This window comes from Nocardia yamanashiensis NBRC 100130 (assembly GCF_001613325.1).
Classification (GTDB): Bacteria; Actinomycetota; Actinomycetes; order Mycobacteriales; family Mycobacteriaceae; genus Nocardia; species Nocardia yamanashiensis.
The window spans coordinates 61786-84691 of sequence record NZ_BDCD01000006.1 but is presented as its reverse complement, the minus strand read 5'-3'; the positions used below and the strand labels follow the sequence as shown (position 1 = coordinate 84691).

General features: G+C 67.2%; 26 protein-coding genes. 12 read left to right on the top strand and 14 right to left on the bottom strand.

What is annotated here, in order from left to right:
* Window positions 1-50 precede the first annotated feature (50 nt).
* The 3 genes from NY1_RS06290 to NY1_RS06280 all read left to right on the top strand — a co-directional run bounded on the left by NY1_RS06290 (window position 51) and on the right by NY1_RS06280 (window position 2132).
* A complete protein-coding gene (locus NY1_RS06290) occupies window positions 51-812 on the top strand; it encodes a hypothetical protein (RefSeq protein WP_067709377.1) in 762 nt (253 codons plus the stop codon).
* A gap of 94 nt (window positions 813-906) precedes the next feature.
* Window positions 907-1509, top strand: a complete 603-nt coding sequence (locus NY1_RS06285; RefSeq protein WP_067709376.1) for an HAD family hydrolase — start codon at window positions 907-909, stop codon at window positions 1507-1509.
* Window positions 1510-1646: 137 nt separating this feature from the next.
* The gene (locus NY1_RS06280) at window positions 1647-2132 is read left to right on the top strand and encodes a hypothetical protein (RefSeq protein ID WP_157762070.1); all 486 of its coding nucleotides are present in this window, start codon (window positions 1647-1649) and stop codon (window positions 2130-2132) included.
* A gap of 75 nt (window positions 2133-2207) precedes the next feature.
* Here NY1_RS06280 and NY1_RS06275 read toward each other — a convergent pair whose 3' ends face one another.
* From NY1_RS06275 to NY1_RS06265, 3 genes are all read right to left on the bottom strand, one after another.
* A complete protein-coding gene (locus tag NY1_RS06275) occupies window positions 2208-2933 on the bottom strand; it encodes a hypothetical protein (protein WP_157762069.1) in 726 nt (241 codons plus the stop codon).
* A 99-nt stretch (window positions 2934-3032) separates the two neighbouring features.
* Window positions 3033-3371: a histone-like nucleoid-structuring protein Lsr2 gene (locus NY1_RS06270; protein WP_067709370.1), complete on the bottom strand. Its 339-nt coding sequence runs from the start codon at window positions 3369-3371 to the stop codon at window positions 3033-3035.
* Between the two features lie 106 nt (window positions 3372-3477).
* Window positions 3478-4062: a DUF4352 domain-containing protein gene (locus NY1_RS06265; RefSeq protein WP_169815311.1), complete on the bottom strand. Its 585-nt coding sequence runs from the start codon at window positions 4060-4062 to the stop codon at window positions 3478-3480.
* 266 nt (window positions 4063-4328) lie between these two features.
* Here NY1_RS06265 and NY1_RS06260 point away from each other — a divergent pair, with 266 nt between their 5' ends.
* Complete coding sequence (locus tag NY1_RS06260; RefSeq protein WP_067709368.1) at window positions 4329-5462, top strand: nuclease-related domain-containing protein; 1134 nt, start codon at window positions 4329-4331, stop codon at window positions 5460-5462.
* Between the two features lie 56 nt (window positions 5463-5518).
* Here the strand turns inward: NY1_RS06260 and NY1_RS06255 are convergent, their stop codons facing one another.
* Together NY1_RS06255 and NY1_RS06250 are read right to left on the bottom strand one after the other, a co-directional pair.
* Window positions 5519-5743 carry a DUF4190 domain-containing protein gene (locus NY1_RS06255; RefSeq protein ID WP_067709366.1) on the bottom strand — a complete coding sequence of 75 codons (225 nt, stop codon included), beginning with the start codon at window positions 5741-5743 and terminating at the stop codon, window positions 5519-5521.
* Window positions 5744-5955: 212 nt separating this feature from the next.
* Window positions 5956-6633, bottom strand: a complete 678-nt coding sequence (locus NY1_RS06250) for a PAS and ANTAR domain-containing protein (RefSeq protein WP_067709365.1) — start codon at window positions 6631-6633, stop codon at window positions 5956-5958.
* Between the two features lie 235 nt (window positions 6634-6868).
* Between NY1_RS06250 and NY1_RS06245 the strand changes: the two genes are divergently transcribed.
* Window positions 6869-7606 carry a dienelactone hydrolase family protein gene (locus NY1_RS06245; protein ID WP_067709363.1) on the top strand — a complete coding sequence of 246 codons (738 nt, stop codon included), beginning with the start codon at window positions 6869-6871 and terminating at the stop codon, window positions 7604-7606.
* Window positions 7607-7768: 162 nt separating this feature from the next.
* On the opposite strand, the gene NY1_RS06240 is transcribed toward NY1_RS06245, so the two are convergent.
* Window positions 7769-8080, bottom strand: coding sequence for a hypothetical protein (locus NY1_RS06240; RefSeq protein WP_067709361.1), 312 nt, complete (start codon window positions 8078-8080; stop codon window positions 7769-7771).
* 456 nt (window positions 8081-8536) lie between these two features.
* Between NY1_RS06240 and NY1_RS06235 the strand changes: the two genes are divergently transcribed.
* Together NY1_RS06235 and NY1_RS06230 are read left to right on the top strand one after the other, a co-directional pair.
* On the top strand, window positions 8537-9091 hold the full coding sequence (locus tag NY1_RS06235; RefSeq protein WP_067709359.1) for a DUF8020 domain-containing protein: 555 nt from the start codon (window positions 8537-8539) through the stop codon (window positions 9089-9091).
* A gap of 18 nt (window positions 9092-9109) precedes the next feature.
* Window positions 9110-9829, top strand: a complete 720-nt coding sequence (locus tag NY1_RS06230) for a cobalt-precorrin-6A reductase (RefSeq protein WP_233434225.1) — start codon at window positions 9110-9112, stop codon at window positions 9827-9829.
* A gap of 3 nt (window positions 9830-9832) precedes the next feature.
* Here the strand turns inward: NY1_RS06230 and NY1_RS06225 are convergent, their stop codons facing one another.
* The 4 genes from NY1_RS06225 to NY1_RS06210 form a co-directional block, all read right to left on the bottom strand.
* Window positions 9833-10378, bottom strand: a complete 546-nt coding sequence (locus tag NY1_RS06225) for a PadR family transcriptional regulator (protein WP_067709355.1) — start codon at window positions 10376-10378, stop codon at window positions 9833-9835.
* Between the two features lie 48 nt (window positions 10379-10426).
* Window positions 10427-11959: a precorrin-3B C(17)-methyltransferase gene (gene cobJ / locus NY1_RS06220; RefSeq protein ID WP_067709353.1), complete on the bottom strand. Its 1533-nt coding sequence runs from the start codon at window positions 11957-11959 to the stop codon at window positions 10427-10429.
* Window positions 11956-12591, bottom strand: coding sequence for a precorrin-8X methylmutase (locus NY1_RS06215; RefSeq protein WP_067709525.1), 636 nt, complete (start codon window positions 12589-12591; stop codon window positions 11956-11958). The genes cobJ and NY1_RS06215 overlap by 4 nt, the downstream gene beginning before the upstream one ends.
* 98 nt (window positions 12592-12689) lie before the next feature.
* The gene (locus NY1_RS06210) at window positions 12690-13127 is read right to left on the bottom strand and encodes an Lrp/AsnC family transcriptional regulator (RefSeq protein WP_067709352.1); all 438 of its coding nucleotides are present in this window, start codon (window positions 13125-13127) and stop codon (window positions 12690-12692) included.
* A gap of 138 nt (window positions 13128-13265) precedes the next feature.
* On the opposite strand from NY1_RS06210, the gene ddaH reads away from it, so the two are divergent.
* Window positions 13266-14150 (top strand): dimethylargininase, encoded by an 885-nt coding sequence (ddaH, locus tag NY1_RS06205; RefSeq protein WP_233434224.1) that lies wholly within the window; start codon window positions 13266-13268, stop codon window positions 14148-14150.
* Here the strand turns inward: ddaH and NY1_RS06200 are convergent.
* The 3 genes from NY1_RS06200 to NY1_RS06190 form a co-directional block, all read right to left on the bottom strand.
* Complete coding sequence (locus NY1_RS06200) at window positions 14119-14670, bottom strand: hypothetical protein (protein ID WP_067709350.1); 552 nt, start codon at window positions 14668-14670, stop codon at window positions 14119-14121. The genes ddaH and NY1_RS06200 overlap by 32 nt on opposite strands.
* A gap of 119 nt (window positions 14671-14789) precedes the next feature.
* On the bottom strand, window positions 14790-16106 hold the full coding sequence (gene cobG, locus NY1_RS06195; RefSeq protein WP_067709349.1) for a precorrin-3B synthase: 1317 nt from the start codon (window positions 16104-16106) through the stop codon (window positions 14790-14792).
* A gap of 63 nt (window positions 16107-16169) precedes the next feature.
* Window positions 16170-16424 (bottom strand): hypothetical protein, encoded by a 255-nt coding sequence (locus NY1_RS06190; protein WP_157762068.1) that lies wholly within the window; start codon window positions 16422-16424, stop codon window positions 16170-16172.
* A 274-nt stretch (window positions 16425-16698) separates the two neighbouring features.
* On the opposite strand from NY1_RS06190, the gene cobN reads away from it, so the two are divergent.
* The 3 genes from cobN to NY1_RS06175 all read left to right on the top strand — a co-directional run bounded on the left by cobN (window position 16699) and on the right by NY1_RS06175 (window position 21691).
* On the top strand, window positions 16699-20307 hold the full coding sequence (cobN, locus tag NY1_RS06185) for a cobaltochelatase subunit CobN (RefSeq protein ID WP_067709345.1): 3609 nt from the start codon (window positions 16699-16701) through the stop codon (window positions 20305-20307).
* Between the two features lie 346 nt (window positions 20308-20653).
* Window positions 20654-21163: a DUF8020 domain-containing protein gene (locus NY1_RS06180; protein WP_084534697.1), complete on the top strand. Its 510-nt coding sequence runs from the start codon at window positions 20654-20656 to the stop codon at window positions 21161-21163.
* A 138-nt stretch (window positions 21164-21301) separates the two neighbouring features.
* Window positions 21302-21691, top strand: coding sequence for a PPOX class F420-dependent oxidoreductase (locus tag NY1_RS06175; protein ID WP_067709522.1), 390 nt, complete (start codon window positions 21302-21304; stop codon window positions 21689-21691).
* Between the two features lie 3 nt (window positions 21692-21694).
* Here the strand turns inward: NY1_RS06175 and NY1_RS06170 are convergent, their stop codons facing one another.
* A complete protein-coding gene (locus tag NY1_RS06170) occupies window positions 21695-22075 on the bottom strand; it encodes a PPOX class F420-dependent oxidoreductase (protein WP_067709341.1) in 381 nt (126 codons plus the stop codon).
* A gap of 101 nt (window positions 22076-22176) precedes the next feature.
* Between NY1_RS06170 and NY1_RS06165 the strand changes: the two genes are divergently transcribed.
* Complete coding sequence (locus NY1_RS06165) at window positions 22177-22893, top strand: DUF8817 family protein (protein WP_067709340.1); 717 nt, start codon at window positions 22177-22179, stop codon at window positions 22891-22893.
* The last annotated feature ends 13 nt before the right edge of the window (window positions 22894-22906 follow it).

Sequence of the window (22906 nt, the reverse complement as noted above, 5' to 3'; positions counted from 1 at the left end):
CGAACAGGTCACCGGCGGTTCGAAGATCGGGGGACGGCGTGAGCGCGACTGTGGAATACGAGTGGTTGTCCAAACGTGTGATGCGTCCGAAGCGGGCCGACAACCCGGCCACTCTCACACCCGATCCGCGCCGCAGATTCCGGACCACCGAGCTGGTTGCATGCCCGCGCTGCAACGGGAGGGGAACTGTCGGCGGTTACGACTCGGACATGGAGTGGGAGGGGGACGCCTGGACCTGCGGGGACTGCGGGGCCATCGGTTCGATCGCCGCGCAGACCGTGATCACTGACGAGCCGCCGGTATCGGTGGCGATGGTGCTGGCCCAGGATCCGGAGGGAGTTGCCCGCGCTGAAGCGGCCGCGCGTCTCGCGGTCGAACATCTCGCTGGCTGGGGTGTGCCGGGCACCGATCACATCGTGTGGCGCGTCGGCGGCCCGTTGCCCGCTCCGATGCGCGCGACCATGCCACATCCGCGCGCTGAAGTGATTCGGCGGCTGTTCTCCGATCACCGCAACCTCGGTCATGTGCAGGGCCCCAACGTCTTACGCCCTGACCAGCACGACGCGTTCGTCAAACGTGCACTGTGGCATCTGAATCTGGACACGGCCTGGCGTCGTGCAAGCGAACAGGACCTGACGGTGCCGTCGACAGTGGACCGTCCGCAGGTGGCCGGGCGATCCTTCACCGAACTCGGGAACCCGTTCGCCGCCATCGTCGAGGTGTGGGCGGAAGGTTACGCGTTCACCGACATCATCGATGATGCGATCCACCTCATCGCCCCCGATACCGTCCAACGGGCCTTCGCAGGTTGAGTCAGCTGTTCGGCGTTGCGATGGAACCGGTCCGAGGGGGCTTGAGAGGTTGGCGCGCGGATCCAGCCGACCAGAGCACCGGTAGGCTCGAGCCATGGGGGTGCGGGCGGTCATTTTCGACATCGGTGGAGTCCTCGAGGTGAACTCGGAAATGACGTTCATCGCGGATTGGCTGGACCGATTGGGGTTGACGTTCGAGGACGTCGCACCGGAGCTGTTCGAGATCTGGGCCGAAGGTGAGCGCGGCACCGTCACCGAATCCCAAGTGCGGGAGGCGATCCGCACCGGATTGTCGGTTGACGATCGGATCGCGGATGCGGTGATGGCGGATATGTGGCAGCAGTACCTCGGTGTCGCGAACTTCGAACTTATCGACTACCTGGCCGGATTGCGGCCTCGATTCCGGACGGGGCTGTTGAGCAACAGTTTCGTCGGAGCGCGTGAACGTGAAAGTGCCGCTTATGGTTTCGAAGACCTTGTCGATGACATCGTGTACTCCCACGAGGTCGGGATGGCCAAGCCGGATCCGCGGATCTATCTGCTCGCGTGCCAGCGACTCGGTGTCGATGCCGGCGAGACGGTATTCGTCGACGACTCCGAGATGGCGGTGACCGGAGCGGAATCGGTGGGCATCACCGCCATCCTGCACGAGAGCAATGCGAGGACTATCGCGTTGCTCGACGCGGCTTTGTTGTAGAGCTCGAGCCGGTGTCACGTTTGCTGAAACCTATACACGTTCAAGAGCATTGGCGGTCCTTGCCGGATCCCGCTGCGCTACTGTGTCTTCCGGTAGGTATTCGAACTGCTCGGGGGTTTTGCGTGAGGTTGTCCGGCTTGCTCGCTTCGGCCGCGATGGCGAGCGTTATCGGTGTGATCGCCGCGCCGACAGCGGCGGGATACGCCAATCTCTACGACGGTGTACCGATCGGTGGCTGCGCCTCGAGGGACGTGGCGAGCAACACCGGCGGCCCCGCCGACTGCAACTCCACGGCGGCGAAATATCGCTTGATCGAGCAGTATCAGCTGACCGCCGACACCCAGGACCAGCGCTGCGGCCCGCAAGCGACACTGAGTTACCACCATCGCACCGACGACGGTTACCGTCTCGCCCTGTACTGCTTCACCTACAACATGACACCGGGCAGCTGCTGGAACTTCAGCGAGGACAGCAATCCCGAGCGCCTCGAGTGCGGCGCCCACCTCCCAGGAGCCGAACGCATCACCGAGGTGATCGACGGCGTCGCTGATGCAAACCGCTGCGGCACAACAGCCATCGTCTATCCCCGGCTCGGCTTCACTGTCTGCGTCGTGCCCGACTGACTCCATAGCGTTCACGTGGGATTGGTATCCCGACTCCCTCGAGAACACCGTGTGGTACTGCGCCCGCGGTGGTGGTCAGGCGATGGCTCGGCTGAGCCAATGGTTGTCGCGCGCATCGAGTGAGGCATCGATGATCGCGGAAACCCTTTCGAGTACCGGGCTTTCGACCTTTACTGCGATGTGTCCGGGCTCAGGAGTGCCGACTACTTCGAGAACCTGGGCCGCGATCTCGTCCGGGATCTGCCGTATTTCACGGTGGGTGAGGACATCGTCGTGTATGCGGGTGCTCGTCAGTTCCCACACCGTGGGTGCGTCGATGGGTTGGAGCATGGGGTCGCACAGGCGACACAGGAACTCGCCCTGGAAGACTCCGTGACGGACACAATGCTCCACATGATGCGGGTTCGGTGCGCGAGTCCAATCTCCGAAATCGGAGCTGGTCATCTCGTGGGCGTCGAACGCGCTCACCATCTGCGCGAATGCTTCGAGGCGGTCGTCGATCGCCGGAATGTACTGCAGTTTGTCCCATCCGGTGTGCTGTCGTGCGCGATCGAGGATGGCGAGGAAGAATTCCTGCTCTCGCCGATGGTCCGAGGTCCACGGGAGTTCGGCGAGATCGAATCCGCTGACGCCACGGGCGTATCGCGCCAGGTCGCAGAAGTGCAGCACCAGGTGCTGCTGCCACGGGGTATGCGCGAGACCGGAACCGGCCAGCGCCATCACGTCGCAGAACGCGTCGGTGCCGCCGTTGGCCAAGTAGACTTTCAGGCCGACCGATCGCGCGCTGAAAATATTGCCCACCACCGCGACCCTAGCGATTCGGTCGACTTCGAGGTGCCGTGCTGGTCGCTGTAGCGACCGATCCGCTCGGGATCGGCTCCTAAGGGCGAGCAGGCTCGGTCAGTGTCCTGCGGCGTGATAGGCCGCGAGGATCTCGGCGGAGATGCGGCCGCGCGCCGAGACCTGCAGGCCCTGCTCGCGGGCCCACTGCCGTGCTGCCGCGCTTTCCTGTCGGCTGGTGGCCGTGCGCTGTTTGGGGGCGGCGGGTCGGCGTTTGGCGCCGGAGATCTTGCGGGCGTGGGTGATCCAGTCGCCGAAGACCGCGCGCAGCTGTTCGGCGTGCTCAGCCGACAGGTCGATCTCGTAGCCGACTCCATCGATCGAGAAGGTCACCGTTTCGTCGGCGGTCGAGGTGCCGTCGAAATCGTCGACGAGTGTGACCACAATGCGCTTCGCCAAGGCCGTCCTCCAGCTCGTTCCTACTGCGAGCCAGATGGTAGCCCTGTCGCGATCCGGCCCCGGAGTGGGGCCGGTGGGAGCCGGATCCGCCATGCCGTCGGGGAGGCTATCGCAGCGCCACTTTCGCGCCACCGGAGAACATGGAGTCGTGGAACCGCATGTGCACCGGGACAAGGCCTTTCGGTACGTCGAACACGACGACGGTGGTGAATTGCTGGCCCGGATTGAGTTCTTCGCTGGCAGAGCCGCTCTCGAGCGCGATTCCGGCCTCGAAACTGGATTCGAAGCGCCGGTCCTGGTCATCGAAGAGTAGCTGGTTCGCGGCGAAGTACGTTTGCGCTCGTTTGCCGATGTTGCTGACCGAAATGTGGACGATGATGAACTCGCCCTTGGCCTTCGCGTCCCAAAGTCCGTTGCCTACTTGGGTTTCGCCCTGCTCGATGCCGAGGACGATGAACTCGAACTGTCCATCCCGGACCGCCGAACCTGCAGGCGCAGGTGCACCTTTCGGCTTGGTCGACGTTGGTGCGGGCGCGGGTGCCGCGGTTTGACCGTCGGGCGGCTGGGCGGGCGCGCTGCTGACGACGGCCTGAGTGGTTGTCTTGCCGCTCTTGGCTTTCGAGTCACCGCCCGCGGACAACGCGAGGACACCGCACCCTCCGAAACAGAACACGAGCATCCCGACCAGCACCCATCGTTCGGTGGCGGGTAGTTCACTGTTCCCCTGAGCTCGGTTCCAGCCTGCGTGTTTGCCTCGAGGTTGCAAACGGTTTCGGGAGCCTAACGCGCCACCGTGGTTCCCGTAACTGACAATCCGTGCCTGCTGATCGTGTTCGGGCGCAACAGTATTCGAAGACCGCTCAGTCTCCATCACGGTGATCGGCCGTAACAAGCGGCGGATATCTTGATGCGCTGTAGCTGGTTTCGGCATGGATCGTGCGAGGAAGGTGAACCCCGATGCTGGTCCTCAACGGGGATCGACGTGGCATTACCGATGCGGAGAAGGCGGTGCTCGAGCGGCTGCGCGGCTGGAACGGCGCCTTCCTGATCGGTGGGGTCGCGCTATCGGGGGCCTTCGTTTCCGAGCGCGGGGACGACGGCGAGGTGGGGGAGTCCGATCTGCTGGTCATCACCCCGAAGCTGTGTGTGGTGATCGAGGTCGAGGCCATTCGCCGGCCGGTCGACGGCACGCTGTCGTGTCCGGAGGATGAGGCCTGGTCGATGGCGGGCATCGACGGGGATCCGATTGTGTTGCGCGGCAACGACATCAATCCGGTCGACCAGGCTCGGGAAGGGGTGTATCTCGCCAAGGCGCTGGCTGCCGAGGTCGGCAATCATGACGCGTTCGTGCTCGGGCTGGTGCTGGTGGTGCCGCAGCCCAAGCACAAGCTGGCCCTGGACCGGGGTCGATGGTCGGCCAGCGCCGAGGTTCGTGTCGGCATGCTCAAGGATCTGCGGCGCTGGTTCCAGCGGTACGGCGAGGATCGCTCGATCTGCTGGACCGCCGAACAGGTCCACTCGCTGCTCTCGGTCCTGAACTTCGCGCATCAGATCACCGTGGATGAGCTCATCGAGCAAGGTTTCCCGGACGAGCTCACACCGCATTCGACCATTCCGCTGCCCGCGGTCGCCGTGCCCGCGACCGATCGCATACCCGTACCCGATGTGGCACCGACGCTGACTTGGCGCGGTGACCCGTTCTCCTGGCTGGACGCCTCCTCGTCCCCACCGCCGGAGCCTGCCATCGCCGAGGTGGCGCTCGGCCCGGACCCGCTGCCGGTCGAACCCCGGCCACGGGTGTCCGAGCCCAGATTGTTCCTGCCCGAGCCCCAACCGCTCCCGTCCCGGCTCGCCCGCGCAGCCACTCCACCGCAACGCCGGTTCAACCGCGCTCTCGCCGGAGTGATCGCGTTGTGCGCGACGGTGATCGGCGCACTGCTGGTGTATGTGAACGTCCAACTCGGGGCCACGCCGAAAGACTCCGGAGCCGGGGCCCCGATCTCCAGGCCGGCCGCCACACCCTCGACGCCGTCCGAAGCGCCGCACCCCACCACGCTGCCCGGGTGTTATCCATTCCAGCCTGACTGCTGAGGTACATGCGATCCGGACAGTCGATTGGTGCCCCGCGCACCGGCGAACTCGGCGGACTATGCGAGGACCGTGAGGACGGTGATCCAAGCGAGGCTGGCGAGCATGCCGGTGATGGCCAGGGCCCGGCCCTTTTCCCCGGTCTGCCTGACGTGGAGCAACGCGAAAGGACCCAGGAGCAAGGGAATGCAGCAGAAGCCGAAGAAGCCGGTCAGCATGGTGGCAATGGCCAACGGATTCGTCTTGCGCGGGGCGACAGCCGGCGGCGTCTGATGTGTGGTCATCGGGGGAGCCTTCCTGTGAACGAATCCGGCTGCGGGGAAACGCTTTCGGATCTCGTGAGGTGGACTACCCCCGAATCGGGACCGTATTGCGGCCCTGAGCCCATGTTCTTGCCCGCCCCTGACGTCGTCCCCGCGCCGACGGTCCGTTCCGCGGTTACGGCCTGCACCTGGTGGCGGCCGGAGCCCCTTTCGCGTGGGACAGCTCGCCGCGATCAGGTGTCTCGATGGTGGGTGCGTTCGTGAGCCGTCAGTAGCAGGTGGTCGAAGGTCGCGACGGTGGCGGCCGGTGGCGGTGGGAGCTGCCGGAGGTCGAGCAGGATCTGCTCGGCTAGGTCGCGCAGCTTGGTGTTGGTTTCCTGCGACCGCCACACCAGCACCCGGAACGCCTGATTGGCGTTGATGCCGTAGATGCGCATCAGCACCCCTTTGGCCTGCTCGATGAGCGCCCGGGCGTGCACCATTTCCGGCATGCGCACATTCAGGACATCGCGTTCGGCGTCGGAGCGTTCGTCGGAGAGATCGATGTAGAAGCCGGTAGTGCCGACCGGTCGTCCCTCGGAATTGAATATCCGATCGGCCACGACCATGACGTTGTGCTCCCCGCCCGCGGTGTCGAGGAAACGGTGATGGCTCGAAAACGGCTCGCCCTGATCGATCGAGCGGGTGATGGCCTCGGCGATATCGTGGTGGTCGTCCGGATGCTTGTGCTTGATCAGCAATTCGGTGGTCGGCTCGATCTCGCCCGGGTCGTACCCGTGCAACCGGTACAGTTCCGGCGACCATTCCCAGCGGTCGGTGGTGAACCAGAACCGGAAGCTACCCACCATCGGCCGCACCGCGGCGATGTGCTCCCACTCGGGTGTGTAACCCAATCCCGACGGATCGCTCACATCCGAAATTATGCCCCCAATCAGCTTCGACGCCATCGAAGTTCGCCGTCACGGCGCCGCCCCGGAAACTCGATGGCGCACCGTATGAGCGACTGCTACATTTCCGGGGCCGTGCCAGTGAACGAGGAGGTGGTATCCGTGAACGCAGTATCGACATGGGTGCTCCCCTCCGGGGTCACGGTCGGGCGATAGGTCGTCCGGGAGCGCCGTTCAAAAGCTCCCGAAAGGCACGACCGTGCAATTCATTACCGACAAGCGCCTCGACGACGACCTCCGCGAACGTGAATTCCAGCTCGGCGAAATCCCCGGCATCCTGTGGACTTCGGCCTCCGCGACCGCCCCGGCCCCTCTGGTCCTGGCCAGCCCGCCGCCCCTCGGCTTGCGCAAGGCCTACCCCCGGCTTCTCGACCGGGCCCGCCACACCGTGGCAGCCGGTTTCGCCACCGCCACCATCGAACTGCCCTGGAGCGGCGACCGTCCCCGCTCCGCCGCCGCCGATCAAGCCCTGGCCGACCTGCGACAGGCCCTGGCGGCCGGCGGACCGGTCGATGAGGAGATCATCGACCGGCTCATCCTCCCGCTGGTCGACCAGGCGGTCCCCGAATGGCAGACCACCCTCGACGCCCTCCTCACCCAGCCCGAAATCAGCGGGCCGGTCGGCTATTCCGGCGGGGTCATCTCCATCGCCACCCGGCTGGCGGCGGTCGATCCGCGCATCACCGCCGCGGTCCTGTTCGCCGGAAGTTTCGTCCCCCTGGCCATCGTCGAACAGGCCCGTCAGGTCACCATCCCACTGCACGTCCTGCTGCAATGGGACGACGAAGGAAACGACCGGCAGCGATCCTTGGACCTGTTCGACGCGTTCGGCTCCAAGGAGAAAACTCTGCACGCCAACATGGGCGGCCACACCGGCGTCCCGCACTACGCAGGCGACGAGGCCGGTCGGTTCTTCACCCGCCATCTGACGAGGTAAGCCCGGACCGCCGGGCTCGCGATGGCCGCAACACCGGAGTAGTTCGCCGAAGCCATTGCAGAACCTTGAGTCGTAGTCGGGGGAGACCGCTGCAAGCGGAATCCCCCGATCTGGGTCGAGATGGCCTCGGCGTGGTGCATCCGAGACCCACGATGTACGGCATCAGCCGCTGCGCCTTGCGCTGTACGCCGGGCCGTCGAATTCGATGCCGTGGCCTCTGCCGTCGTGTGCGGTGCGGGCGCGCGCAGGCGCCGCGATCCGATGACGTAGTGCTTCGAGTCGTTCGGCGAGTGTGGAGACCTCGGTAGCCACGTCCGAGATGCTCACTTCCGAACCGTGCTCGCCGTTGTAGCGCAAGCGATGTAGTTGGAGACCGAGATGAAATACCTGCTGCACGAGTTGATCGAGATCCGCAATGAATGCTTCGACTTCGGCGGTAGGGGTGGGGTCGGTCAGACGGGAAGGTCCGGTCATCGGTGATCAGTCCCTGACAGGGTGGGAGGGCGGCGCGCACACAGCGACGATCGGGCAGTGAAATCGTCGCGGCTGCGGCAGATGACCGGGGTTCGCCCGAAGAGAAGACCGGGTCACCTCACCGTGGGACCGGCCGCGGGAAAGCATCGGCTCGCGATGGCATCTACGCTGCGGAATTTACCGCTACCTCCACCTTCAAACGCATACTGGACACGTCTCGAATCGAGATGGACTGCGCCGCAAGAAGATACTGTCAACGACAACTGTCACCGAGGTCGTGAAGGCCGATTCGGGCGGGGTGCGCAATTGTGACATGCGGGTGGGGCGAGCGGTGCCTTTCCTCGAAATCCGGTGCGCGTGCGAAGCATTCATAGTGAAACATCGAATATTCAAAGGTAGGGTGCGGTGGGTGACCCGATTAGTAAGGGGTTGCGTACCAATCGCATTGGGAGATTCATGATCTACAAGAAGTTCGTGGCCACCGCTTTCCTGGCGGTTGCCGCCACCACCGTCGCCGCGGGGACCTCGACCGCCGCGCCCGCCGCTGTCGAGCAGGCGCAGTCGGCGCAGGGGCAGGCGCAGGGTGTCGATTACACGCTGAAGTCCTCGGAGTCGGGGAAGGAATTGCTCGCCGAGGTGACCGGTGGGGCGTTCAGCATGGATGCCGAGGGTAAAGTTGTCACGCTGAAGAACGGTGCGGGCGCTGTCGTCGCGGAGTTCCCGCTCGCGGGGCCGTCCGGGGTGCAGGCGGTGTCCGCGCGGATCGAGAACGACGGGCAGCAGCTGGCGCTGAGCCCGGCGGTCGCGCCGAGCGAGGCGAAGGATATTTCGGCGGGTTCGGATTGGTTCTGGCGGGAGCTGCAGCGCTCGGCCGTCGGCGGCATCGTCGGCGCGATCCTGGGTGCGTTCCTGTTCGGCATCGGCGCGTTCCCGGGCGCGCTGATCGGACTGCTGGTGGTCGGTGGACAGCCGCTGGTCGACTCCGGGTCGGCCGCGCTTCGAGGTGAATGAAGACTGAAGACACTGATATTGGGCGGTACCCGGGAAGCCCGGGAACTGGCCGACATCGTTTCCGGCGAGCGGGGATTCGAGATCGTCTCCTCGCTCGCCGGTCGTGTTCGCGAACCCGTACTGCCGGTGGGGGAAGTACGGGTCGGGGGGTTCGGGGGAGTGGACGGGCTACGGGAATGGCTGTCCGGCAACGGCGTCGAGGCGGTGGTCGATGCGACGCACCCCTTCGCCGGCGCGATCACCGCCAATGCGGCCGCGGCAGCCCTGGCGCTCGGATTGCCCGTGCTGCATCTGCGCCGCCCGGCCTGGCAGCAACGAGACGGTGACCACTGGGTGCGCGTGCCGGACCTGGCCGGGGCCGCGAAAGCGCTGACCGGGATGGGCGATCGGGTGTTCCTGACCATCGGCAGACAAGGTGTGGCGGCCTTCGCGGAGTCGGACGCCTGGTTCCTGATCCGCGCCATCGATCCGCCTGACGGCGCGCGGCCCGCACGCCACGAATTGCTGCTCGCGCGCGGACCGTTCACTCTCACCGACGAAACCGCCCTGCTCACCGACCGCCGCATCGAGGTGATGGTCACCAAGGACAGCGGGGGAGCGCTGACCGAAGCGAAGCTGGAAGCCGCCCGGGCCCTCGCCCTCCCCGTCGTCGTGATCGATCGCCCCGCCCTGCCGGAGGGTGCGCTCAGCGTGGAAACCGTTGCCGCAGCCTGGGATTGGCTGCGCGGTTTGCGCTGAATCTCAGGACAACCGGCTCTTGCGATCCAACAGCTCGGGCAATCGGTCGAACCAGTCGAGCACCGCGCGTTCGTAGCGGATCCCGAAATCCAAGGTGGCCCGTTCGAACGGCGAGAGCTGCTGCTCGTCATGACCGGAGAGATACCCGGCCAGGCGCTGTTCGTGAATCACCCGATTGGCGGCGATGATCCGATCCAGCCGGGACCGCTCCACGAACTCCCCGAACGACAGCGTCAGCAGCAACGGCACCCGGATGGTCTCCGCGCCGGGATCGCGGGCGATCCACTCGGCGAACGCATCGCGACCGGATTCGGTGATCCGGTACGGCGTGCGGTCACGCGCCCCGGACTCGCCCTTCTCGACCAATCCGATCTGATGCATGGCCGCCAGCTCGCGATACACCTGACTCTGGGTGATGGTCCAGAAGTCGCCGATGCGGGCCTGGGCCACCGCGACCAGGTCCCACCCGGACATCTCGCCCTGATGCAGGAACCCCAATAGCGAAGCGGCCGTCGAGTTGAGCGAGCGTCGGGCCTTGTCTTCTGCCACCGCGTCTCCTTACTCGGGTCGAGCCGCTTCACGTTCCACTATGGGATATTAGCTGCCGTAACGCCGGGAGGTGAACACCCGGGGCCCACCGGCGGCCTCGAACACGGTGGTGGTGGACGCGCCGACGATCAGCAGGGTGCGCATATCCACCTCCTCCGGATTCAATTCGGCCAGGGTGACCACACGGACGGATTCCGCCGGCCCGCCCACATCGCGGCCGATCACGACCGGGGTCTCCGGCTTGCGGTGCTCGAGCACCAGATCGCGCATGGCGGCCACCTGCCAGCGGCGCTGGGTGGAGGCGGGGTTGTAGACGGCGAACGCCATATCGGCCGAAGCGACCGCGGAGATGCGCTGGGCGACGGTCTCCCACGGCTTCAAGCGATCCGAGAGCGAGATCATGGCGAAGTCGTGGCCCAGGGGCGCGCCCATGCGGCTGGCGACGGCGCTCGCGGCGGTCACGCCGGGCAGGACGCGCACCGGCACCTCGCGCCACTGCGGATCCGAGGATTCCTCGATCACGGCGGCCGCCATGGCGAAGACGCCGGGATCACCCGAGGACACCACGACGACCTTCGCGCCGTGCTTGGCCAGGTCCAAAGCCATTGCGGCGCGCTCGGATTCGACCTTGTTGTCGCTGGCATGGCGGCGCTGGCCGGCGCGTTCGGGGACGCGGTTGACGTAGGTGGTGTAGCCGACGATGTCGGTGGCTTCCGACAGCGCCTGTGCGACCTCGGGGGTGGTCCAGCCCTGTGCGCCGGGGCCCATACCGACTACGACCACTTCACCGATCGCATTCGATTGCTCGGCAGCGGATTCCGTGACGGTGCCGATCGCATTGTCGCTCAGGGGAATCCGCGTCGCGGGCGTCGGCCCGGGCACCACGGTGATCGCGAAGTACGGCACGCTCGCCTCGTCCACGTCGGCGGCCCGCAGCACCCGCTGGCGGGTGGAGCTGGCGCGCTCGACGTAATACGCGTCATCCAGGCGACCTGAATCGGCCAGCGCCTGACGCACATTCGGATACGTGCGGCCCAGCTTCATGATCGCGGCGGCATCGGCATCACGCAGGCGGCGGGTGAGCTCCTCGGTGGACATGGTCCCCGGCAGCACCGACAGCACCTGATCGCCTTCGACCAGCGGCGTTCCGAGCGCCGCCGACGCAGCGCTGACCGAGGTGACGCCGGGAATGATCTCGGTGTCGAACCGGTCGGCCAACCGGCGGTGCATGTGCATGAAGCTGCTGTAGAACAACGGATCACCCGCCGCGAGCAGCGCCACCGACCGGCCCGCTGCCAGGTGCACGGCAAGGCGTTCGGCGGCCTGCTCGTAGAACTCGTCGATCGCGCCCTGATACCCGCCGGGATGATCGGTGGTCTCGGTGGTGACCGGGTAGACCAGATGCTCCTCGAGCTGCCCTTCCCGCATGTACGGCGCGGCGATGGCGCGCGAGATGCTGCGCCCGTGCCGGGCGCTGTGGAAGGCGATCACATCGGCCGCGCCGATGACCCGCGCCGCCTTCACCGTCACCAGTTCCGGATCGCCGGGTCCGAGCCCGACACCCCAGAGCTTGCCGCTCATTCTTGTTCACTCGCAATCGCATTGAGGGCCGCGGCGGTAATGGCGCTGCCGCCGCGCCGTCCCCGCACGGTCAGGAATTCGACGCCGCCGTACTCGGCGAGCGCCTGCTTGGATTCGGCCGCCCCGATGAACCCCACCGGAATGCCCAGCACCGCAGCGGGTTTCGGGGCGCCGGCGTCGAGCATGTCCAGCAGATGGAACAGCGCGGTCGGCGCATTGCCGATGGCCACCACCGCACCGTCCAGCCGATCGCGCCAAAGCTCCAGCGCGGCAGCGGATCTGGTATTGCCGAGCGATTCGGCCAGCTCGGGCAGGCGCGGGTCGCCGAGCATGCACAGCACGTCGTTATCGGCGGGCAACCGCTTGCGCGTCACCCCGGAAGCCACCATGTTCGCGTCGCACAGAATGGGCGCACCGGCCCGCAGCGCGGTGCGCGCCTTCGCCACCACATCGGTGCTGAACTCCACGTCCGCCGCCAGATCGACCTGCCCGCACGCATGGATCATGCGCACCACCACCTGCGACACATCCGCCGGGAATCGAGCCAGGTCGGCCTCGTCCCGAATGGTCGCGAACGAGCGCCGATAGATCTCGGCCCCGTCTTTGATGTAGCTGGTACGCACGTCGGACATGCCGTCCACCCTAGATTTCGCCGCCGGACGGCCGTGGAGCGGGTCACATCGGCAACCCCGCCAGCTACCCGGAGCCGGAAGCGGGACCGGTATCCGATTCAAGGGCGCGGGCGTTCCAGCAGCCGCGACATGACGATGCTGCTGCGGGTGCGGCCCACCCGGGCGTTCTCGCGGATGCGCTCGACCGTGGATTCGATTTCGGCCATATCGGTGGCCATGACGTGCACGAGCGCGTCCGCCTCACCGGCGATGGTCCACACCCCGACCACCTGCGGAATGGGTTCCAGGCCGCGCCGTAGCTCGGCCGGAGAGATGTTGTCGCGGTAGAAGACCTCCACGTACGCCTCGGTGCGCCAGCCCAGCGCGGCCGGATTCACCACCGCGGTGAACCCGGTGATCTGCCCGCCCGCGACCAGCTTGTCCACGCGGCGCTTCACCGCCGGCGCCGACAGACCTATCACCGCGCCGATCTCCTGGAAAGAGGCGCGCGCGTTCTTCAGCAGCGCGCCGAGAATCTTGCGGTCGAGTTCATCCATGCCACACCCCTGTCGTCCGGGCGCAATGAATCTCCGCGAAGTGCCGAGATCACGCAACGAATCGGTGTTCCGAGCGCAACGCTACGCCGATTACCTTCGTGGCAACCGCGCCACGCGCCCAACTCCAGAGGAGCCTCGTTGACCATCGCAGCCACGCTCCACACTCCCGAACCCGCCGGCACCCGCCGCCCGACCGCGCGGCGCTATCTCATGTGCCGGCCCGAGCATTTCGAAGTCACCTACGCGATCAATCCGTGGATGGACACCGCCACCCCGGTGGACCGGGATCTGGCCCTGGCGCAATGGGACGGCCTGCGCGCCGCGTTCGAAGCCCACGGCCACCAGGTCGAGACCATCGAGGGCGTGCCCGGCCTGCCGGACATGGTCTTCGCCGCCAACGGCGGACTGGTGATCGGCGACCGCGCCCTCTCGGCCCGCTTCGCCAACCCCGAACGCGCCGCCGAAGGCCCCGCCTACCACCGCTGGCTGGCCGGACGGAACTTCACCCGCGTCGCCCCCGCCACCGAAACCAACGAGGGCGAAGGCGATTTCGCCATCGCCGGGGACCGCATCCTGGCCGGCACCGGCTTCCGCACCTCCCCGGCCGCCCACCGCGAAGTCGAGGAATTCTTCGAATTGCCGGTCGTCTCACTGGAATTGGTCGACCCGCGCTTCTACCACCTCGACACCGCCCTCATGGTCCTGGGCGACACCGTGGCCTACTACCCGGCCGCCTTCAGCCCCGAGAGCGCCCGCCTGCTCGCCGACCTCTACCCCGACGCCGTCATCGCCACCGAGGACGACGCGAACGTGCTGGGCCTCAACGGCGTCTGCGACGGCTACCACGTCTTCCTCACCGACCGCGCTACCACACTCACCGCAGAACTGCGCGCCCGCGGCTATCTCCCGATCGGCATCGACCTGTCCGAACTGCTCAAATCCGGCGGCAGCGTCAAATGCTGCACCATGGAACTGCACGCGGTCCGCCCGGTCAGAACGGCAGCCGCGCCTTCCATGCACTGACCGCCGGATCGTAGAGCGGGTGCACGAGCACCAGAAACCGGAACAACATGAGCGCCCCGCTGATCAGCAGTGCCGCTAGCGGTATCTCGCCTATCAGCGCCGTGCCCACCGACACCCACATATCCCGCGAATCCGCCGTCATGATGTCGAACCAGGCATCCACCAGCAACAACAGCCCCGTCCCGCACGCGGGCAACGGCAAGATGGCCCACCGCCGCCAACCCACATAGGCGGTGGTGGCCATCATCACCACCAGCAGAATGTCGAACCCGACCCACGTGATCGACCAGTTCCTGGCGTGATACTCCATCGGCAACGTCATCGCCAGAAACACGATCCACGGAATCAACGCGATCGACCCACCTACCATGAGCGTCAACCGAATCCGCCGATTCCACGCCACCAGCCCCGGCCGCGGCAACACCCGCTCGGGCGGCAACCGCAACCGCGCGATCAACGCCCGCCGCTCCGCATCGGACATCCCCGCGATTTCGTCATCACTGAGTCCCGGCACCGCCATCCCGCCCTCCTGGATCCGCGTTTCTCCACTGTGCCAGCGTGACGCGCGAATCGTAGGAAGCATGGCCGAGGCGGCAGGTCGAGTCGTCCACGCACGGTACTGCCGCCCCCGCGGGAGACTTAGGTCGCCGGATCGATTCGGTAGCCGTCGGGGGTGGCGATGATGTCGGTGACCTCGCCCCGCGGGCGGCCGCAGCGGCGGTCACAGCCGGACCAGTGCTGACGGCCCGCTGCCACGACCTCGTCGGCGTCGAGTCCTTCGGCTTCGGATTGCCTTGGTGTGTCCGGGTTCTCGTGCACGACGCGGCCGGACTCGACCGCTGTGGTCACGTCCGCGCGCACGTCGGTGTGGGATTTGGCGCAGCCCGGTTGCCCGGCGCAGGCGGAGACCTCGAGCCAGGGGGAGTTCGCGTCGAAGATCAAACCCATGGGGGCCAGGACGCGCACGACCTGTTCGGCGGCCCATTCGTCGAGATCGGTGATGACCAGGCTGCGCCACGGGGTGACGTACACCGGGCGCTCGATCGCGGCGATGAATTCGGCGGTGCGGGCGGGTAGCGAGCCCAGGCGTACGCCTGCGCCGAGGGTGACGCGGTCGTCGGCCTGGGTCAGCCAGCCGATCGGAATATCCTGGCGCGCACTCGGATTCACGAGTTCGTCGATGGGTGACGGATCTGCCGCGTGCGGTGCGGCGGAGCCTTCGTCGTTCGGGGCCGAAGGCGCCGGGCTGGATGTTTCGGGTGCGGTCCCGTCCGTCTGGGCAGTGCTGTCGGAGTCGAGATCCGTACTGGCGGTGCGCAAGTGAGATGTGATGCGGGCGCGGCCGTCGGGGATCTCGTGTACTCGCCAGTGTCCGTCGCGCAGTTCCAGGAAGGCGTGGGCGGCACTGAGCATGAGGTCGACGGCCTCGTGGGGCGGGACGCGGATGCCGGTGTCGTCGCCGGCGAACAGGAGGGCGTAGGTGTTCTCGTCGAGGGCGTGGATGCCGATATCGCCGCCGAGGCCGCTGACGTCGCCGCGGCCGTCGTCGAGGGTGAAGAGCACGCGGCCGGGGAGGTCGGCCAGGTGCGGGTCGGCTTGCAGGCGGCGATCCAGGTCCGGGACCAGGGCGTGTACGTCGGTCCAGCCGCCGACCCGTCCGGAGAGCGGGGAGGCGATGATGTTCCGCACGCGCTCGTGGGTGGCGCTGGGCAGTAGGCCGGCGGCGGTGAGGCGGGCTTCCAGGGCGGGGGCGTCGTGGACCTGACGCAGCTGAATGTTGCCGCGGGAAGTGAGTTCGATATTGCCGTCGCCCAGATCGCGGGCGGCTTCAGCGAGCGCCTGCAGTTGCTCGGGCGCGAGATGTCCGCCGGGGACGCGGATGCGGGCCAGGGGGCCGTCGGCGGCCTGGTGCAGGCGGAGCACGCCGGGGCAGGAATCGGGATCGGTGCGCGTCATGACGCAAACAAGCCTACGGCGGGCGCCGGTGCGTGTGCGCCGACACCCGCCGCGGGATGGGGATCAGGCGGATTGATGCGGTTCGATGGCCTGCGGCGCACCCCGGCGGGTGGCGAAGGCCGGGGACTGTTCCCAGCTGTCCATCAGGAGGCTGGGCACATTGTGGCGTTGCACGTGATCGCGATGCACAGTCGTGCTGATGATGGTGATCGCGAAGAGGATCGTTGCCGCGCAGATGATGCCGGCGAGCATGGCGTACTGCGCGTGACCGGAGCCGGCGGCCGTCAAGGCCATTGCCAGCGTTGCGAAGGCAACCAAGGCGCAAAAGTATCCTGACCAGGCGGCAAAACGGTTCCGCCGGACCCATCCTGGAGTTTTCGGCATACCGGCAGCGTACGCCCGGACCGGACGGTCTCCTAGACCCGCGCGCTGCACCTTTGCAGCACCGTGACCCGGGCGCGATACCATCCCCTGGCTCGTCGGACCAGAAGAAACCGGTGCAATTCCGGTGCGGTCGCGCCACTGTGACAGTCAGACCTTCCCGGCGGGCGCCGTACCGTGCTGGGCGCGCAACCCCAAGGAAGGCCGAACTGTGATTCTGCTGCTGTCCACCTCCGACACCGATCTGCTGAGCGCGCGCGCCAGCGGGGCCGACTACCGGCTCGCCAATCCGGCGCGCCTGCTGCCCGCGGATCTGCCCGGCCTGCTCGAGGGCGCCGACCTGGTGATCGTGCGCATTCTCGGCGGCCGCCGGGCCTGGGAGGAGGGCCTGGACACGGTGCGCGCCAGCGGCATTCCGATGGTCGCCCTCGGCGGTGAGATCGCCCCCGACGCCGAGCTCATGGAGGTCTCCACGGTCCCGGGCGGCGTCGCGGCGGACGCGCACAACTACCTGGCGGCCGGCGGCCCGGAGAACCTGCGGCAGCTGCACAACTTCCTGTCCGACACCGTGCTGCTCACCGGTCACGGTTTCGAACCGCCGGTGGACATGCCGAGCTGGGGTGAGCTGGAACGCGATTCGCGCGAGCTGCCCGAGGGCGCGCCGACCGTCGCGGTCGTCTACTACCGCGCCCAGCATCTGGCGGGCAACACCGGCTACATCGATGCGCTGTGCACCGCCATCGAGGACAAGGGCGCGCGGGCGGTCCCGCTGTACTGCGCCTCGCTGCGCACCGCGGAACCGGCCCTGCTGCACCGGCTCCGGCAGGCCGACGCGCTGGTGGTGACCGTGCTGGCGGCCGGCGGCACCAAGCCCGCGACCGCCTCGGCCGGCGGTGACGACGAAGCCTGGGATGTGGGCGCGCTCGCCGACCTGGATGTGCCGATCCTGCAAGGGCTCTGCCTCACCAGCGGGCGCGCGCAGTGGGAAGCCAATGACGACGGCCTCTCGCCCCTGGACGTCGCCACCCAGGTGGCGGTGCCGGAGTTCGACGGGCGCATCATCACGGTCCCGTTCTCGTTCAAGGAATTCGACGCCGACGGCCTGTCGACGTATGTGCCCGATCCTGAGCGCGCGGCACGGGTCGCCGGCATCGCGGTGCGGTACGCGCGGCTGCGTCACATTCCGGCGGGGGAGAAGCGGGTCGCCATCGTGCTGTCGGCCTACCCGACCAAGCACGCGCGCATCGGCAATGCGGTGGGCCTGGACACCCCGGCCTCGGCGATCAAACTGCTGAACGAATTGCGTTCGGCCGGTTACGATCTCGGCGAACCGGGCGAGATCCCCGGCCTGGAGCAGCAGGACGGCGACGCGCTGATCCACGCGCTCATCGCCGCCGGCGGCCAGGACCCGGACTGGCTGAGCGCCGAACAGCTGGAAGGCAACCCGATCCGCATCTCCGCGGACCTGTACGCCGAATGGTTCGCCACCCTGCCCGCGGACCTGCGCGAGGCCGTCATCGAAGCGTGGGGGCCGCCGCCGGGCGAGTTGTACGTGGACCGCTCGCAGGATCCCAAGGGCGAAATCGTCATCGCCGCACTGCGATTCGGCAATGTGGTGCTGATCGTGCAGCCCCCGCGCGGCTTCGGTGAGAACCCGGTCGCCATCTACCACGATCCGGATCTGCCGCCCTCACACCACTATCTGGCCGCCTACCGCTGGATCGCCGCGCGCGAGGGTTTCGCCGCCGACGCCATGGTGCACCTGGGCAAGCACGGCAATCTGGAATGGCTGCCCGGCAAGACCCTCGGCATGTCCGCCTCCTGCGGCACCGACGCCGCACTCGGCGATCTGCCGCTGATCTACCCGTTCCTGGTCAACGATCCGGGCGAGGGCACCCAGGCCAAGCGCCGCGCCCACGCCACCCTGGTCGATCACCTGATCCCGCCGATGGCGCGCGCGGAAACCTACGGCGACATCTCCCGCCTCGAGCAGCTCCTGGATGAGCACTCCAATATCTCCACCCTGGACCCGGCCAAGCTGCCCGCCATCCGCCAGCAGATCTGGACGCTCATGCGCGCGGCCAAGATGGACCACGACCTCGGGCTGGCCGAACGCCCCGAAGAGGACGTGTTCGACGACATGCTGCTGCACGTCGACGGCTGGCTGTGCGAGATCAAGGACGTGCAGATCCGCGACGGCCTGCACGTGCTCGGCCAGGCGCCCGAGGGCGAGGCCGAGGTCGATCTGGTGCTGGCCATGCTGCGCGCCCGCCAGCTGTGGGGCGGCGAGGTCAATGTGCCCGGACTGCGAGAAGCGTTGGGGCTCAGCGAAAGCGGCGACGAATCGCGCGAGCGGGTCGACACCTTCGAGGCGCGCGCCCGCGAGCTGGTGTCGGCGCTGCAGCAGAACGACTGGGACGTGCAGGCCATCGATCCCCTGACCGAGGACCTGGTCGGCACCGACGAGCCCGTGCGGCTCGAGAACGTGCGCAAGGTGCTCGGTTTCGCCGCCACCGAGGTGGTGCCGCGCCTGCGCCAGACCGGCGTCGAGGTCGCGCGGATCCTGCACGCGCTCAACGGCGGCTTCATTCCGGCCGGGCCGAGCGGCTCGCCACTGCGCGGGCTCATCAACGTGCTGCCCACCGGCCGCAACTTCTACTCCGTCGATCCCAAGGCGGTCCCGTCGCGGCTGGCCTGGGAAACCGGGCAGGCCATGGCCGATTCGCTGCTCGAGCGCTACCACGCCGATCACGGCGAATACCCGCGCTCGGTGGGTCTTTCGGTGTGGGGCACCTCGGCCATGCGCACCTCCGGCGACGATATCGCCGAGGTGTTCGCGCTGCTGGGCGTGCGGCCGGTGTGGGACGAGGCCAGCCGCCGCGTCACCAAGCTGGAAGCCATCTCCCTCGAGGAGCTGGGCCGCCCGCGCATCGACGTGACCGTGCGCATCTCCGGCTTCTTCCGCGATGCCTTCCCGCACGTGCTCGCCCTGCTCGATGACGCGGTGCGGCTGGTGGCCGGCCTGGACGAGCCCGCGGAATCGAATTACGTTCGCGCGCACAGCCAGTCGGATCTGGCCGAGCACGGTGACGAACGCCGCGCCACCACCCGCATCTTCGGCTCCAAGCCCGGCACCTACGGCGCGGGCCTGCTGCAGCTCATCGACTCCAAGAGCTGGCGCACCGATGAGGACCTGGCGCAGGTGTACACCACCTGGGGCGGCTACGCCTACGGCCGCGACCTCGACGGTGCGCCCGCGGCCGACGATATGCGGACCGCGTACAAGCGAATCGCGGTGGCGGCCAAGAACACCGACACCCGCGAACACGATATCGCCGACTCCGACGACTATTTCCAGTACCACGGCGGCATGGTCGCCGCGGTGCGTGCGCTCACCGGCAAGAACCCGGAAGCCTATATCGGCGACAGCACCCGGCCCGACGCCGTGCGCACCCGCACCCTGTCGGAGGAAACCGCCCGCGTGTTCCGTGCGCGCGTGGTCAATCCGCGCTGGCTCGAAGCCATGCGCCGGCACGGCTACAAGGGCGCGTTCGAAATGGCCGCCACCGTCGACTATCTCTTCGGCTACGACGCCACCACCAATGTGGTCGCCGACTGGATGTACGAGAAACTGGCCGACAGTTACGTTTTCGACGAGGTGAACCGCAAGTTCATGGAGCAGTCGAATCCGTGGGCGCTGCACGGTATTGCGGAACGGTTGCTGGAGGCGGCGGAGCGGAAACTCTGGGAGCAGCCCGAAGCCGCCACCCTGGAGCGACTGCGCCAGGTCTACCTGGAAACCGAAGGCGAACTGGAGTAGGCGAATTCCGCATTTCGGTGCGGAATAACGACACGCGATGGGCGGCGTGTCGGGCGGCGCGCAGGACAAGGGCGGACAACCCCGGCACCTGATCTTCCCCGGGTGTGACATTAAGCGGATCATAAGAATGGTTCCGGTGTCACCCGGGGAGGCGCTGGGCAACCCAATCATCTTATTGGGCCGAAAAATTGGAAGTGTATTCCCGATTCGCCGCGTCCTCGTGTTCGCGCGATCGAGTCAACCCATTCGGTGTTCCCGTGCGGAAACGCCTACTCGAGTCTGGGGTGAATCGGCTCTTCGATTGCAGGTAACCATAATGCGAATTGCCAAATTAGCCGCTACAGCAATGCTTTCCATCGCCGCGCTCTGCGTGGCCACCGCCACCGCGCACGGTGAACCCGCCGTCGCCGGGCCGGGCATCAGCGGAGTCGACCGCGGAGTCGGATACCAGATCGCGCTAGCCCAAGACCGTTCCGCCGTCACCACCACCCTCACCGCGGGACATTTCGAATTCGCCGACGGCGCCGTGAACATCCTCGGCACCGGCGGTGAGGTGCTCGCCGCACTGCCGCTGACCTATCAGGCCGCCGAACGCACGGTCAGCGTGGTGCCCGAAATCGACTCCAGCGGAACCGTATTGACGGTGCGGCCGGAGAACGCCGCTGATATCGCCGCGCCCACCACCCAGGTGGCCGCGCTGGCGAACGTCGCCAGCGCCGGGACCATCGTCGCCGGCGCCGTCCTGGGCTGCCTGGTGGGCGTGCTGATCGGGATCTGGTTCTTCCTGATCGGCGCGATCATCGGCTGCGGTGTGGGCGGTCTGATCGGAGCCATCATCGCGGGGGACAACCCATGAGCTGACGCCGCGCGCGAACACCGGACCGGGTCCCCGGCGGTCCGGTGCTTTCGCGCGCCGGGCTACGTCCGCAGACGTAGCGGGATGGCCGTCCGCGGGCGGATGTGCCCGCACCGCCGGATTCCTACCGTGGAGGACATGACTTGGCATGATGTGGCACAGGGCAAATACGCGCTGATCACCACCTACCGCAAGGACGGCACCCCGGTCGGCACGCCGGTCTGGGTGGCCCCCGACGGCGACCGGATCGTGGTCTGGACCAATCCGGGCACCTGGAAGGTCAAACGCATCCGGCGCAATCCGGCCGTCACGCTACAGGTTTGCGACAACCGCGGCCGGGTGCGCGGCACCGAGATCATCACCGGCACCGCACAGGTGCTCGACGCCGACGGCACCGAACACGTGCGCATGGTGGTGGGCCGCAAATACGGGTGGATCGGCAGGCTGGCGATCAAGGGCCACAAGCTCTTTCGCGGCCCCGATCGCTCCGTCGGCCTGGCCATCACCCCCGATGCGGCCGCCGGATAGCCGCTAGGCGGGGGAGACCTCGATACCGATGGTCCCGCTCTTACCACGCCGGATGAGGCTGCCGCCGATGGCCAGAATGCCCATGATGCCGTAGCGCTTGCGGATCAGCGCCCGGGCGCGGTCGCTGCCGGCGGCATCGAGCACCACCGCGGTGCCCTTCACGATCTCCCCGTGCGTCTTGCCCCGCACATCGCACGGCTGCAAGGTGACCTGCGGATTGCGCCGGATCCGCTTCACCTTCCAGCTGTCGGTGACGGTCCAGATGTACATCTTCCCGTCGTCGAGCGCCGCCCACAGCGGGGTGCCGACGGGCGTGCCGTCCTTCTTGAAGGTGACCAGATTGACGTAGTTGGCGGTGCCCACGGCCCCGAACGGGTTCTCCACGCACGCAGCCTAACCGGGCCCGCGAAAATTTCTATGTGCATGGGACTCATGTCTCTCCGTAGCTTGGATCGCGGCGAAGCAAAACCGCGAGGAGGCACCCGATGGCGAACATCTCGACCCCCATGCTCTGGGGCGGCGACCTGCCCGAAACCCTGGATTTCTACCGCACACTCGGCTACACCGTCACCTACGAACAAACCCGCCCCTACACCTATGGCGCCGTGGCACGCGACGGCTTCCAACTGCACTTCGGACCCACCCCCAAAGGCATCGACGCCGAGGCCGCGCACATCGGCTGCGTGGTCTTCGTCGACGAGATCGAGCCCTGGCACGTGGAATTCACCGCCGCCCTGCGCGCCCGCTACGGCAAGATCCCCGCCCGCGGCACGCCCCGCATCACCCGCTTCAAACCCGGCCAGAGCCGCTTCACCGTGGTCGATCCGGTCGGCAACACCATCATCTACGTCCAGCACGACGAACCCGACCCCGAATACGGCGGCGCCAAAGCCCTCGAGGGCCTGGCCCGCGTCCTGGACAACGCCACCATCCTGCGCGATCAGAAACTCGACGACAAAGCCGCCGCCCGCGCCATCGAAGCCGGCATCCGCCGCTTCGGCGACACCGCCCCACCGGTAGTACGCGGCCGCGCCCTCGCCATGCTCGCCGAAATCGCCGCCGCCACCGAAAACCCCACCCGCGTCACCGAACTCGTCGCCGAGATCGAAAAACTCGACCTCGACACCGCCGACCGCGCCGTGGTCGCCGCAGAACTCCAACTGGTCACCGACCTGCGCGCCTGGCTGACCGCCGAAGACTAGCTCCCGAGCCTGC

Excerpts from the sequence above, each read along its gene's own strand:
- NY1_RS06285 (WP_067709376.1), top strand. The coding sequence starts at position 907 with ATGGGGGTGCGGGCGGTCATTTTCGACATCGGTGGAGTCCTCGAGGTG.
- NY1_RS06260 (WP_067709368.1), top strand. The coding sequence starts at position 4,329 with ATGCTGGTCCTCAACGGGGATCGACGTGGCATTACCGATGCGGAGAAG.
- NY1_RS06255 (WP_067709366.1), bottom strand. The coding sequence starts at position 5,743 with ATGACCACACATCAGACGCCGCCGGCTGTCGCCCCGCGCAAGACGAAT.
- NY1_RS06240 (WP_067709361.1), bottom strand. The coding sequence starts at position 8,080 with ATGACCGGACCTTCCCGTCTGACCGACCCCACCCCTACCGCCGAAGTC.
- NY1_RS06235 (WP_067709359.1), top strand. The coding sequence starts at position 8,537 with ATGATCTACAAGAAGTTCGTGGCCACCGCTTTCCTGGCGGTTGCCGCC.
- cobJ (WP_067709353.1), bottom strand. The coding sequence starts at position 11,959 with ATGAGCGGCAAGCTCTGGGGTGTCGGGCTCGGACCCGGCGATCCGGAA.
- NY1_RS06215 (WP_067709525.1), bottom strand. The coding sequence starts at position 12,591 with ATGTCCGACGTGCGTACCAGCTACATCAAAGACGGGGCCGAGATCTAT.
- NY1_RS06210 (WP_067709352.1), bottom strand. The coding sequence starts at position 13,127 with ATGGATGAACTCGACCGCAAGATTCTCGGCGCGCTGCTGAAGAACGCG.
- NY1_RS06200 (WP_067709350.1), bottom strand. The coding sequence starts at position 14,670 with ATGGCGGTGCCGGGACTCAGTGATGACGAAATCGCGGGGATGTCCGAT.
- cobG (WP_067709349.1), bottom strand. The coding sequence starts at position 16,106 with ATGACGCGCACCGATCCCGATTCCTGCCCCGGCGTGCTCCGCCTGCAC.
- NY1_RS06180 (WP_084534697.1), top strand. The coding sequence starts at position 20,654 with ATGCTTTCCATCGCCGCGCTCTGCGTGGCCACCGCCACCGCGCACGGT.
- NY1_RS06175 (WP_067709522.1), top strand. The coding sequence starts at position 21,302 with ATGACTTGGCATGATGTGGCACAGGGCAAATACGCGCTGATCACCACC.
- NY1_RS06165 (WP_067709340.1), top strand. The coding sequence starts at position 22,177 with ATGGCGAACATCTCGACCCCCATGCTCTGGGGCGGCGACCTGCCCGAA.